Annotated in this window: 6 protein-coding genes; 4 read left to right on the top strand and 2 right to left on the bottom strand. The window is 71.5% G+C overall.

The genetic code is table 11. The features are described from left to right. Positions 1 to 148: 148 nt before the first annotated feature. The 3 genes from pepN (O3W51_RS29145) (at position 149) to O3W51_RS29135 (ending at position 7,454) form a co-directional block, all read left to right on the top strand. The gene (pepN, locus tag O3W51_RS29145) at positions 149 to 2,725 is read left to right on the top strand and encodes an aminopeptidase N (RefSeq protein ID WP_269287723.1); all 2,577 of its coding nucleotides are present in this window, start codon (positions 149 to 151) and stop codon (positions 2,723 to 2,725) included. Between the two features lie 248 nt (positions 2,726 to 2,973). Next, on the top strand, positions 2,974 to 3,981 hold the full coding sequence (locus O3W51_RS29140) for a hypothetical protein (protein WP_138357655.1): 1,008 nt from the start codon (positions 2,974 to 2,976) through the stop codon (positions 3,979 to 3,981). A 155-nt stretch (positions 3,982 to 4,136) separates the two neighbouring features. Next, the gene (locus tag O3W51_RS29135; protein WP_232484966.1) at positions 4,137 to 7,454 is read left to right on the top strand and encodes a S8 family serine peptidase; all 3,318 of its coding nucleotides are present in this window, start codon (positions 4,137 to 4,139) and stop codon (positions 7,452 to 7,454) included. Positions 7,455 to 7,534: 80 nt separating this feature from the next. Here the strand turns inward: O3W51_RS29135 and O3W51_RS29130 are convergent, their stop codons facing one another. Next, positions 7,535 to 10,063: an FtsX-like permease family protein gene (locus O3W51_RS29130; RefSeq protein ID WP_269287722.1), complete on the bottom strand. Its 2,529-nt coding sequence runs from the start codon at positions 10,061 to 10,063 to the stop codon at positions 7,535 to 7,537. Then, positions 10,060 to 10,929, bottom strand: coding sequence for an ABC transporter ATP-binding protein (locus O3W51_RS29125; protein WP_138357657.1), 870 nt, complete (start codon positions 10,927 to 10,929; stop codon positions 10,060 to 10,062). Before O3W51_RS29125 ends, O3W51_RS29130 begins: the two co-directional genes overlap by 4 nt. 185 nt (positions 10,930 to 11,114) lie before the next feature. Here O3W51_RS29125 and pepN (O3W51_RS29120) point away from each other — a divergent pair, with 185 nt between their 5' ends. Beyond that, positions 11,115 to 13,694: an aminopeptidase N gene (gene pepN / locus O3W51_RS29120; RefSeq protein WP_138357658.1), complete on the top strand. Its 2,580-nt coding sequence runs from the start codon at positions 11,115 to 11,117 to the stop codon at positions 13,692 to 13,694. Positions 13,695 to 13,735 lie beyond the last annotated feature (41 nt).

The raw sequence follows: 13,735 nt of genomic DNA, 5'->3' as shown, positions 1-13,735 counted from the left end.
TTCTTCTCCTCAGGAACAGGAACAACACGGCACGGGACTGCTCGTACCTCGGAAACCTCGGGATCAGGGGCGGCATTCCCGCCTGTCGCCCATTGGTGCGGCGTGGGAGTATGCGAATCGATCGACGATGCTGACAAAGGAGTCATCAGTGCCCGGTGAGAACCTGTCCCGCGACGAGGCCCGCGAACGCGCGCGGATCCTTTCGGTCGACGGATACGAGGTCGCGCTCGACCTGCGGTCGGCCACCCGGCCCGACGAGGACACGTTCCGCTCGGTGACCACGATCCGCTTCCGGTCCGCGCAGCCGGGCGCGGCCACCTTCGTGGATCTGCTGGCACCGTCCGTCGAGTCCGTGGTGCTGAACGGACGGGAGCTGGACCCGGCGGCCGTGTTCGACGGGACGCGGGTCGCCCTGGACGGCCTCGAAGCCGAGAACGTCCTCACCATCGACGCGCGGTGCGCGTACAGCCGCACCGGCGAGGGGCTGCACCGGTTCGCCGACCCGGAGGACGGCGAGACTTATCTGTACACGCAGTACGAGCCGGCCGACGCCCGCCGGGTCTTCGCCAACTTCGAGCAGCCGGATCTCAAGGCGCCCTTCACCTTCTCGGTGACCGCGCCCGTGCACTGGACCGTACTGAGCAACGAGGCTCAGGCCGGCCCCGCACGGGACGCCGACCCCTCCTCGGCGACCTGGGACTTCGCGCCCACCAAGCCGATCTCGACGTACATCACGGCTGTCGTCGCCGGGCCGTACCACCTGGTGCGCGACCACTACTCGCGGACCTTCGACGACGGCACCGTGCTGGACATCCCGCTCGGCGCGCTGTGCCGGGCCTCGCTCGCGCCGCACTTCGACGCGGACGACATCTTCACCGTCACCAAGCAGGGCCTGGACTTCTTCCACGACACCTTCGACTACCCGTACCCCTTCGGGAAGTACGACCAGGCATTCGTGCCCGAGTACAACATCGGCGCGATGGAGAACCCGGGCTGTGTCACGTTCCGCGAGGAGTTCGTGTTCCGCGGCAAGGTGACGCAGGCGGCGTACGAGGGCCGGGCCAACGTCATCCTGCACGAGATGGCGCACATGTGGTTCGGCGACCTGGTCACCATGCAGTGGTGGGACGACCTGTGGCTCAAGGAGTCGTTCGCCGACTTCATGGGCGCGTACTCGCAGGCCGAGGCGACCCGCTTCAAGGACAGCTGGATCACCTTCGCCAACCGCCGCAAGGCGTGGGCGTACCGGGCCGACCAGCTGCCCTCGACGCACCCCGTCACCGCGGACATCCACGACCTGCAGGACGCCAAGCTCAACTTCGACGGCATCACGTACGCCAAGGGCGCGTCCGTGCTGAAGCAGCTCGTCGCCTATGTCGGCTCGGACGCCTTCCTGGAGGCGGCCAGGCGCTACTTCAAGCGGCACGCGTACGGGAACACCACGCTGGCGGACCTGCTGGCGGTGCTGGAGGAGACCTCGGGCCGGGACATGGCGCAGTGGTCCCGCGCCTGGCTGCAGACCGCCGGGGTGAACTCGCTGACGCCGGAGGCCGTGTACGACGCCGAGGACCGGATCACCCGGCTGTCCGTGCTGCAGACCGCCGCCGCGTCGCACCCCGAGCTGCGGCCGCACCGCGTCGCCGTCGGCCTGTACCGGCGGGCCGCGGGCGGTGCGCTGGAGCGCTACGCCCGCGCCGAGACCGATGTCACGGGGTCCCGCACCATCGTGACGGAGCTGGCCGGCGCCGAGCGGCCCGATCTGATCCTGGTCAACGACGAGGACCTGACGTACTGCAAGATCCGCTTCGACCCGGACTCCCTCGACACCCTGCGCAAGCACCTGGGCGACCTGTCCGACCCCATGGCGCGGGCGCTGGCCTGGTCGGCGGTGTGGAACATGACCCGGGACGCGCTGATGCCGGCCCGTGACTACCTCGGGCTCGTGCTGCGGTTCGCCGGACAGGAGTCCGACATCGGGGTGCTGCAGTCGCTGCACCAGCAGGCGCAGACCGCGCTGCACCAGTACGCGTCGCCGAAGTGGCGCGCCGAGGGCGCCAAGGCGCTGGCCGACGGGGCGCTGACCGAGCTGCGGCAGGCCGAGCCGGGCAGCGGGCACCAGCTCGCCTGGGCACGCTTCTTCGCCTCGGTGGCGTCGTCGGCGGCCGATCTCCAGCTGCTGAGCGGGCTGCTCGAAGGCAGCGCCAAGATCGACGGTCTGGAGGTCGACCAGGAGCTGCGCTGGTCGTTCCTGGAGCCGCTGGCCGCCGCGGGCGAGGTCGACGAGGCCGTGATCGCGGCCGAACTGGCGCGCGACGACACCGCCTCCGGGCGACGGCACCAGGTGCGCTGCCTCGCCGCCCGGCCGTCGGCCGCGGTCAAGGCACAGGTGTGGGCGTCGGTCGTGGAATCCGACACCCTCTCGAACGCGCTGGTCGAGGCGAGCATCGCCGGGTTCGACCAGCCGGGCCAGGAGGAGCTGCTCGCGCCCTACGCCGACCGGTACTTCGCCGTGATCGAGCGGATCTGGTCGCAGCGTTCGATCGAGATCGGCATGGCGATCGTGCGGGGCCTCTTCCCGAGGTACCGGATCGCCCAGGAGACCGTCGACGCGGCCGGCGCCTGGCTCGACGCGCACGCGGACGCGGCGCCCGCGCTGCGCCGGCTCGTCCTGGAGGCCAGCGACGACCTGTCCCGCGCGCTGCGTGCCCAGGCGACCGACGGCTGACCCCCATCCCGGCGCACATCCCGGACCCCGCCGCGTCACCCCATCGAACGGTGACGCGGCGGGGTTCCGCCGTGTCATGGGCAGACTTCGACCGCTCGCCCACCGCACGGCTGCGGGATCGTCATCCGAATAGGTGAAAACCGCCCATCGGCATCCGAACGCCTGAACTTTAGTGCGGAGTTGTCCCGGTTTGTCGACGGCTGTGTAACAGCGGTTAGCGGGCGGTCCGGCGGCGGAACCAACCCGACATGAACCACAACGCACCGCACACCCCGCGCCCCCTGGACCACCTCTCCCGCACCCAGCAAAGGATCTTGACGACACGTCAGCTGCGCGAGCACGGCGTGACCGCGAGCACCCTGGCGGAACGCTGCCGGCCCGGCGGCCCGTGGCAGCAGCTGCTGCCGCAGGTGTTCCTGCTGCACGCCGGACCGCCCACCAGTGACGAACGGCTGCGGGCGGCGCTGCTGTACGCGGGCTGCGAGCCGGGCGGCACGGGCGGTCCGGGCGACGGCGAGGCGATGGTCACCGGGCTGGCGGCGCTGGCCCTGCACCGGTTCTCCTCGGTGCCGCCGCTGCTGGGGATCGACCGGATCGACGTCCTGGTGCCGCGCCAGCGGCGGCTGCGGGACGCCGGGGACGTGGCGATCCACCGGGCGCACACGCTGCCCCGGCCGCAGCAGGTGACCGGACTGCCGTGCGCCCCGGTGCCGCGTGCGCTCGCCGACGCGGTGGCGGACCTCGACGACGCCGAAACCGTACGGCGGCTGCTGACCGAGGCGGTGCGCGGCGGGCACTGCGAAGCCGCCGCGGTGGTCCGGGAGCTGAGCCGGGCCCGGCTGCTGTCCCGGCCGCACGTGGTGGACGCGGTGGACGCGCTGCTGGCGGAGGGACGGGCGCTCGCCGAGGGCCGGCTGTACGAGATGGTGACCTGCTACGGCCTGCCGGACCCGGTGTGGCACGTCGATCTGCGGCTGCCCGGCGGGCCGTCGCTGGGCGGCGTGGACGCGTACTGGCCGGAGCACGCGGTGGCGCTGGAGATCGACGCGCGCGGACCCCGCCAGGACGACGACGCCCTGTGGTCGCAGTACGCGCAGAAGCGCGAGCACCTGGAGGGACTCGGCATCACCGTCGTCCACCTCACCCCGAAGAAACTGCGGGACGCTCTCGAGCAGCAGGCGACCGTCGTGCGCACCGCGCTGATGGCTTCGTCGGACCGGACTCCGGCCGCTTACGTGGTCGTGACCCCGAGTTGACCGGCGCTTTACTCCTTTACGCGTGCTTTGCCGGTCATGGCGTATGGCGGAAATACGTCATGTCCACATCCTGCCTCGGACAACTCTCCACAAACACCGGTCGCTTACGTGACTCTTAGCGGTCAACCGGCACCGTTTTCCGAACAAGGATGCCCATGCCTCTCGATCACATACGCGCCAAGAGACGCGTGGCCCGCGTCGCGCTCGCCGCGGGCCTGGTGGCCGCACTGGCCGCGACCGGGTCCGCCACCGCGTTCGCCGACAACACCCCCAGCGGCACTCCGACCGGCGGCCCCGCTTCCGCCCCGGTCAAGGCTTCCACCGACAAGCTCGGTTCTGCCGACGCGGAGCTCCTGGCCAAGGCCAAGTCCGACGGCGACAAGACCGTGACGATGATGATCGCCACCGCTCCCGGCACCACCAAGCAGGTCGTCGACCAGCTCGGTGCCTCCGGTGCCTCGGTGGGGAGCACCTACGACAAGCTCGGCTACGTGCGGGCGACCGTCCCGACCGCCAAGGCGGACGCGGCGATCGCCAAGGCGCAGAAGCTGACCTCGGTCCACGGCATCGACCTCAAGCAGGAGATCGCGCTCGACGACCCGACGCCCGTGGCGGACACCGCCAAGGGCGCGAAGGCCAAGGGCAAGGCCGCAGCGAAGACCTACCCCGGTCCCAGCGCGAGCACCCCGGTGAAGAACCCGTACCAGCCCGCTTTCGAGACCGGCGCGGTGGACTTCGTCAAGAACCAGCCCAAGGCCGACGGCCGCGGCGTGACCATCGGCATCCTGGACTCCGGTGTCGACCTCGGTCACCCGGCGCTGCAGAAGACCACCACCGGCGAGCGCAAGATCGTCGACTGGGTCACCGCGACCGACCCGATAACCGACGGCGACGCCACCTGGCGCCGCATGACGGCAGCGGTCTCCGGCCCCACCTTCACCATCGCGGGCCGCACCTGGACCGCGCCGGCCGGTTCGTACATGTTCAACACGTTCTCCGAGGCCGCGACGGTCGGCGGCGACATGGCGGGCGACCTCAACCGTGACGGCGACACCACCGATGTCTGGGGCGTGCTCTACGACGCCGCCGCCGGCACCGTGCGCGTCGACCTGAACAACAACGGTGACTTCAGCGACGACGAGGCGCTCAAGCCGTACAAGAACGGCTTCCAGATCGCGCACTTCGGGACGGACAACCCGGCGACCGCCATCTCAGAGTCGATCCCGTTCGTCGTCCAGATCCGCAAGGACGTCCCGACGGACCCGTACGGCGGCGACTGGGTCGGCAAGAAGGCCGACTTCGTCAACATCGGCCTCGTCCAGTCCGAGCACGGCACCCACGTCGCGGGCATCACCTCCGCGAACGGCCTGTTCGGCGGCAAGATGAGCGGTGCGGCTCCCGGCGCGAAGATCGTCTCCTCGCGCGCCTGCACCTGGAGCGGCGGCTGCACCAACGTCGCGCTCACCGAGGGCATGATCGACCTCGTCGTGAACCACGGCGTGGACATCGTCAACATGTCCATCGGCGGCCTGCCCGCGCTGAACGACGCCAACAACGCGCGCGCCGAGCTGTACACGCGCCTCATCGACACCTACGGCGTCCAGCTGGTCATCTCGGCCGGCAACAGCGGCCCGGGTGCCAACACCATCGGTGACCCCGGCCTGGCCGACAAGGTCCTGAGCGTCGGTGCGTCGATCTCCAAGGACACCTGGGCGGCCAACTACGGCTCGCAGGTGGACAAGGCGTACCAGATGATGCCGTTCTCCTCGCGCGGCCCGCGTGAGGACGGTGGCTTCACGCCGACCATCACCGCGCCCGGCGCGTCGATCAACACGGTCCCGACCTGGGAGGCCGGCAGCCCGGTCGCCGAGGCCGGCTACAGCCTGCCGCCCGGCTACGCGATGCTGCAGGGCACCTCGATGGCCTCCCCGCAGGCCGCGGGGGCCAGCGCACTGCTGATCTCCGCCGCGAAGCAGAAGAACATCGCCCTGAACCCGGCCGCCCTGCGGACCGCGCTGACGAGCTCCGCGAAGCACATCGCGGGCACGCAGGCGTACGAAGAGGGCTCCGGTCTGATCGACATCAACGGCGCCTGGAACCTGATCAAGGCGGGTGTCTCGGCCAACGAGTACACCGTCAAGGCTCCGGTCGACACCGCGCTGTCGGCGTTCCTGAAGACCCCGGGCTTCGGCACCGGCATCTACGACCGGGAGGGCGGCCTCAAGACCGGCCAGACCCGGACGTACGACGTCACGATCACCCGCACCACCGGCTCCGACCGTCCGGTCAAGCACGCGCTGGCGCTGGTGAACAACGACGGCACCTTCAAGCTCGCCGGCAGCAGCGAGGTCTCGCTGCCGCTGAACGTGCCGGTCACCGTCAAGGTCACCGCGAAGGCGAAGACCACCGGTCTGCACAGCGTCATCCTGACCGTGGACGACAAGCGCACCAAGGGCACCGACCAGCAGATCCTGGCCACCGTCGTGGTCTCGAAGCCGCTGGCCAAGCCCGCCTTCTCCACCAAGGAGTCGGGCGTGGTGCAGCGCAACAGCACCACCTCGTACTTCCTGAACGTGCCGGCCGGCGCCAAGTCCCTGGAGATCGCCCTCGGCGGCATCCAGGCGACCAGCCAGACCCGGTTCATCGCGATCAACCCGTACGGCGTTCCGATGGACGACACGTCCACCCCGTCGTGCTACCTCAACTACGTGAACCCGAACAACAAGTGCCGTCCGGACCTGCGGTCGTACACCGACCCGCTGCCGGGCGTCTGGGAGATCGAGGTCGAGGCGCGCCGTACCTCGCCGCTGCTGAACAACCCGTACGCCGTCACGGCGTCGGTGCTGGGTGTGTCCTTCGACCCGGCCGTGCAGACCCTCGACGAGGCCACGGTCGGTACCCCCGCCGCGGTCAACTGGAAGGTCACCAACGGCTTCGCCGCCCTTGACGGCAAGCTGAAGGGCGGCGCCCTCGGCTCCGCGCTGACCGCCCGCCCGACCATCGCGCAGGGCGAGACGAAGGAGACGACGCTGGTCGTCGGCCCCGGCGCCTCCCGGCTCGACGTGGCGATCGGTTCCACCTCGGACACCGGCGCCGACCTCGACCTCGAGGTCTACCTCGGTTCCACCAAGGTCGGTTCGTCCGCGGACGGCGACTCCGAGGAAGCGGTCAGCGTCGCCAACCCGGCGGCCGGTACGTACACCGTCGTCGTGACCGGCTACTCGGTCCCGGCGGGCACCACGGAGTACAACTACAAGGACGTGTACTTCGCCGCCTCGCTCGGCCAGGTCAAGGTCGACGAGACCAAGACCGTCTCGCTGGCGAACGGCGCCTCGGCGTCCTTCTCCGCGCAGGTCGTGGCCGCGTCCCCAGCCCCCGAAGGACGTCAGTTCTTCGGTGAGGTGCAGCTGCTGAACTCCCGCGGCACCATCGCCGGAACCGGCAGCGTCATCATCAAGAAGGTCACCGGCTGACCGCCGGCTGATCAGCTGTAGAACCGCCTCGGGGCGGGTGCTCCCACGAGCACCCGCCCCGGCGTGTTCCCCGGCGTCCGCTACTCGCGGCCCGCGCCCGCCTCGATCGGGCGGGTGCGGAGCAGCGCCCGGGCCGGCAGGCCGGTGGCGGCCAGGCCCAGCAGGAGCACACCGCCGGCGATGGCGGCCGCCACGGTGGGCGGTACGTAGGGGGCGCCGCCGGTCAGCCCGCGGGCGATCGGGCTGAGCGTCGCCCAGGCGATGGCCGTTCCGATCACCAGCCCCGCGGTGCCGACGAGCAGCGCCTCCCAGCGCATCATCCCGAGCACCTGGCGGCGGGTGGTGCCCGCCAGCCGCAGCAGGGCGACCTCGCGGCGCCGGTCGAGGACCGTCATGACCAGGGTGTTGGCGGCAGCGACGGCGGCGAACCCGCCGAGCACCGCGGCCATCACGCGGTTGGCCCAGGCGTTGAGCTCCAGGTCCTTGTCGACCTGGGCGGTGTAGCCGGCCCGGTCGGTGACCGCGACGCCGGGGGCGTCGAGCCGCTGCAGCGCACTCGCGACGGCGGCCCGGTCGGCGCCCTCCATGTCACGGACCAGCACCTGGCTGTCGTACGCGACCGACACATGTCCGGCGACCGCGGCGCGCGGCATCAGTACCTCGCCGAGGCCCAGACCGCGCTCATAGAGGGCGACGACCCGGGGGTGCACCGTTGTGCCGTCGCCGAGCCGCAGTTCCATACGGTCGCCGACCGAGACCTTGGCGGTGTCGGCGAGCAGGCTGTTCAGCGCGACGGTGTCGTTCGCCGCCAGCCCGGTCAGCGAGCCCTCCTTGACGCCGACGTCGAGCACCTTGGCCAGGTCGGCCGGGTTCCCGGAGACCCCCAGCGTGGAGGCGCCGATGAAGGAGCCGGCCGAGCGGTAGAGGACCCCGGTGCGCAGGACGCCGACGGCCGCGTCCACGCCCTTCACCCGCGCCGCCTCGGCGGCGGTCGTGGACGGCAGTCCCGCGCCGGTGCCGCTGACGATCTGGTCGGCGACCACGCCGTCGCGCACCTGCTCCGCGGAGACGTGCTTGATGGTGCTCTGCATGAAGACCAACGTGCCGCAGAAGGCGATGACCAGCACGATCGGGGTGATCGCGGAGGCCAGCCGGCGGGAGTTGGCACGGGCGTTGGCGGCGGCGAGCGCAGCGGGCGCGGCCCCCGCTCGCAGCGGCAGTCCGAGGACGGTGGCGGCGAGCCAGGCGACGACGGGTCCGAGCAGCGCGACGCTGAGCATGAAGAGCATCACGACGCCGAGCGCGATGTTGGCCGCGTCCTCCCCCGTGGCGTGGGCCGCGAGCGACGCCGTGACGATGCCGCCGGCGAGGGCCGCCACGCCGAGCACCGTACGGACGGGCCCGGGGCGTCCCCGCTCCACCGCCGCCTCGCCCAGCGCCTGGCTGGGCCGGGCCTTGGAGGGCCGGCGGGCGGCCAGATAACCGGCGACGAGCGAGCCGAGCAGGCCCGCGCCGACCGCGCTGACCATGGGGATCCAGCCGGTGGAAACCTCCAGTCCGGCAGGCACCGCGCCGCGGTCGGCGAGCTGGCCGAACCACCAGTGGGCGAGCGCCAGTCCCGGCAGGATGCCGGCCGCGCCGGCGAGCGGGGCGACGATCATCGCCTCGGTGGCGACGGTGCGGCGGATCTGCCGTGGGGTCGCGCCGATCGCCCGCAGCAGGGCGATCTCCCGGCTGCGCTGGCCGATGGCGAGGGCGACGGTGCCCATGACGACGAAGATCGCGGTCATGGCGGCGATGCCGCCGAAGGAGCCGCCCAGTCCCACCAGCATCTCCTTGCCCCCCGCGAGTTCGGGGTGTTCGACCTCACCGCGGTCGTCCCCGGTCTGCACCAGGGCGTGCCCGCCGACGGCGTGCTCGACCTGTCCGGCGAGCTGCTCGGTGCTGACACCGGTACGTGCGTAGACGGCGATGGCGTCCGCCTGACCCTGGTGGCCGGCGAGCCGGCCCGCCGCCGCGTCCTCGAACCAGGCGGTGGCGGAACCCGACCCCTCCGCCGTCAGACCGGAGATCCGGTAACCGCCGGTGCCGGCGGGCGTGACGAGGGTGACGGTGTCGCCGGTGCCGAGCTTCGCGGCGTGCGCCGTCGCGGCGTCGAGGGCGACCTCGCCCGCCGCCGGGGCGCGACCCTCGGCGAGCGGTTTCGCGGCCGGGGCGGTGCCGATCGCGGTGGCCGACCAGTCGCGGCCGGTCAGCGCCGGCAGCGCCTTGCTCTGCACGGGGAAGGCCACGTCGGGCACGGCCGCGGCGACGCCCGGTTCACGGGCGATACGGTCCGCGAGCCCGGCGTCGACGCGGGCCCGGTCGGGCAGCGGCTCGGCCTCCTCGTCGCGGTCCTCGCCGTGGCCGACGGTCATCCGGGCGTGCTGGTCGGCGGCGACGACCACCGGGGCACCGGCGTAGCGCTCGGGCGTGAGGTGCGCCACGATCCCGGTCTGCAGCAGGGTGCCGCAGGCGGTCATGATGGCGGCGGCGAAGAGCAGGGCGATGAACGTGCCGGCGAAGGACGCCGGCCGGAAGCGCACGGAGGCGCGGGCGAGACCGTTCACGCGGCGGCCCTCGCAACGCGCTCCGGGCGGCCGCCGGTGGTCAGCGCGACCATGTGGTCGGCGATCTCCGTCGGCTCCGGGCGCTCCAGGTGGCCGGCGAACGAACCGTCGGCGAGGAAGAGCACCCGGTCCGCGAAGGAGGCGGCGACCGGGTCGTGGGTGACCATGACGACGGTGGCGCCGAGCCGGTCCACGGCGTGCCGCAGCAGACCCAGCACCTCGCGGGCGGTGTTGGTGTCCAGGGCGCCGGTCGGCTCGTCGGCGAACACCACCTCGGGCGCGGTGATCAGGGCGCGGGCGATGGCCACCCGCTGCTGCTGGCCGCCGGACAGCTGTCCGGGCCGCCGGCTTCCGTACCCTTCGAGGCCGACCTGCGCGAGCAGCTGGGCCGCCCGCCGCCGGTCGGGGCGGCCTCCGGCCAGCCGCTGCGGCAGCAGCACGTTCTGCTGCACGGTGAGCGACGGCAACAGGTTGAAGGACTGGAAGATGAAGCCGATGCGGCTGCGGCGCAGCTGGGTGAGCTTGTTCTCGTTGAGACCGGTGATGTCGGCGCCGCCGAGGTGCACGGTGCCGGCCGTCGGCTTGTCGAGCCCGGCGGCGCACTGCAGGAAGGTGCTCTTGCCGGAACCGGAGGGGCCCATCACCGCGGTGAAGCTGCCCCGCGGCAGCGCCAGGTCGATGCCGCGCAGCGCGTGCACGGTGGAGTCGCCGCGGCCGTAGGTACGGCGGACCGAGCGCAGCTCGACGGCGGCACCTGAGCCCGTCCCGTTACGGCCGGGCGCGGTGTCACCGCTGGTCCGCGGCGGGTACTGCGGCGCCGCGGGGGCCGTGGGGGCGGTGCTGGAGTGCTTCGACCGGAGTCGCATGATGTCCTCTGTTTCGGTTGCCGACGACCCTTCCGAAGTTACGGATCACCCGGGGTCCCGGACCATGCCGGTTCCCGGCGTCTTGGGGGTGGGGAAAACCCGAGGCCGGAGCTGGTGCAGACCCTGATCCCGGCCCGCGCAGCGTGCGAGGATGGCGGTCAGTCTTCATTAAGGAGTGGCCTACCGTGCCTGGCACGAACCTCACCCGCGAGGAGGCGCAGCAGCGTGCTCGCCTTCTCACCGTGGACGCGTACGAGATCGACCTCGACCTGAGCGGCGCGCAGGACGGGGGCACCTTCCGCTCGGTGACCACGGTGCGTTTCGATGCCGCGACGGCGGGTTCCTCATTCATCGACCTGGTCGCCCCGACCCTGCACGAAGTGGTGCTGAACGGCACCGCGCTCGACCCGGCGGAGGTGTTCGCGGACTCGCGCATCGCCCTGCCGTCGCTGCCGGCCGGCCGTAACGAGCTGCGGGTCTTCGCGGACTGCGCCTACACCAACACCGGTGAGGGCCTGCACCGTTTCGTCGACCCGGTCGACAAGCAGGCATACCTGTACACCCAGTTCGAGGTGCCGGACGCGCGCCGCGTCTTCGCCAGCTTCGAGCAGCCCGACCTCAAGGGCACCTTCCGGTTCACGGTGAAGGCCCCGGCGGGCTGGACGGTCATCTCCAACTCCCCGACGCCCAAGGCCGAGGACGTCAAGGACAACGTCTGGCGCTTCGAGCCGACGCCGCGCATCTCCTCGTACATCACCGCGCTGATCGCCGGCCCGTACACGGCCGTGCACAGCACGTGGGAGGGCGAGGGCCGCAGCGTCCCGCTGGCGATCTACTGCCGCCCGTCGCTGGCCGAGTTCCTGGACGCGGACGCGATCTTCGAGGTCACGCGGCAGGGCTTCGACTGGTTCGAGGAGAAGTTCGACTTCCCGTACCCGTTCGCCAAGTACGACCAGCTCTTCGTACCGGAGTTCAACGCCGGCGCGATGGAGAACGCGGGCGCGGTCACCATCCGTGACCAGTACGTCTTCCGTTCCAAGGTGACGGACGCGGCGTACGAGACGCGCGCCGAGACCATCCTGCACGAGCTGGCCCACATGTGGTTCGGCGACCTGGTCACCATGGAGTGGTGGAACGACCTCTGGCTGAACGAGTCGTTCGCCACGTACACCTCGATCGCCTGCCAGGCGTACGCGCCGGGCAGCAAGTTCCCGCAGTCGTGGACCACGTTCGCCAACTCCATGAAGACCTGGGCGTACCGGCAGGACCAGCTGCCGTCCACCCACCCGATCATGGCGGAGATCAACGACCTCGACGACGTCCTGGTCAACTTCGACGGCATCACGTACGCCAAGGGCGCCTCGGTGCTCAAGCAGCTCGTCGCCTACGTCGGCATGGACGAGTTCTTCGCCGGCGTGCAGGCGTACTTCAAGCAGCACGCCTGGGGCAACACCCAGCTGTCCGACCTGCTCGGCGCGCTGGAGAAGACCTCCGGCCGCGACCTGAAGAGCTGGTCGAAGGCGTGGCTCGAGACCGCGGGCATCAACATCCTGCGCCCGGAGATCACCCTCGCCGAGGACGGCACGATCACGTCCTTCGCGGTCCGCCAGGAGGCCCCGGCACTGCCGGCCGGCGCCAAGGGCGAGGCCGTGTTGCGGCCGCACCGCATCGCCGTCGGCTGCTACGACCTCCAGGACGGCAAGCTGGTCCGCACCAGCCGTATCGAGCTGGACGTCGACGGCGAGCTGACCGAGGTGCCGTTCCCGCAGAACACCGCGCGCCCCGCGGTGATCCTGCTCAACGACGACGACCTGACGTACGCCAAGGTCCGCCTCGACGACGAGTCCCTCGCCGTCGTCCGCGACCACCTCGGCGACTTCACCGAGTCCCTCCCCCGTGCCCTGATCTGGTCCGCGGCCTGGGACATGACGCGTGACGGCGAGCTCGCCACCCGCGACTACCTGGAACTGGTGCTCTCCGGCATCACCAAGGAGTCGGACATCGGCGTCGTCCAGTCGCTGCACCGCCAGCTCAAGCTCGCGCTCGACCTGTACGCGGACCCGGCCTGGCGCGACACCGGCCTGGCCCGCTGGACGGAGGCCGCGCTGGAGCAGCTGCGCGCCGCCGCCCCCGGCAGCGACCACCAGCTCGCGTGGGCCCGCGCCTTCTCGGCGACCGCCCGCACCCCGGAGCAGCTCGGGCTGCTCGCCGGGCTGCTGGACGGCACGCAGGTCATCGACGGCCTGGCCGTCGACACCGAGCTGCGCTGGTCCCTGCTGCACCGGCTCGTGGCGACCGGTCAGGCGGACGAGGCGGCCATCGCGGCGGAGCTCGCCCTCGACCCGACCTCGGCCGGCGAGGAGCACGCGGCCGGCGCCCGCGCCGCCCGTCCGACCGCCGACGCCAAGGCCGCGGTCTGGGCCGCGGTCGTCGAGGACGACAAGCTCGCGAACTCCCTGCAGGAGTCCGCGATCGGCGGCTTCGTCCAGACCGACCAGCGTGAGCTCCTCGCGCCCTACACCGAGCGGTACTTCAGCGCGGTCAAGGGCGTCTGGGACTCGCGCAGCCACGAGATCGCCCAGCAGATCGTGATCGGTCTCTACCCGGCCCTCCAGGTCTCCCAGGACACCCTGGACGCCACCGACGCCTGGCTCGCCTCGGCGACCCCGGTGCCGGCCCTGCGCCGGCTCGTCATCGAGTCCCGCTCGGGTGTGGAACGCGCCCTGAAGGCCCAGGCGGCGGACGCGGCGGCGGCCACCGCGTAGTACCGGCTCCGCGTGAGGCCCCGGACCCCAGGTCCGGGGCC

The sequence above is a fragment of the Streptomyces sp. H39-C1 genome (assembly GCF_027158125.1).
GTDB classification, from domain to species: domain Bacteria; phylum Actinomycetota; class Actinomycetes; order Streptomycetales; family Streptomycetaceae; genus Actinacidiphila; species Actinacidiphila fildesensis.
Note: the sequence above shows the minus strand (reverse complement) of the source record. Positions and strands in the feature narration are given on the sequence as shown.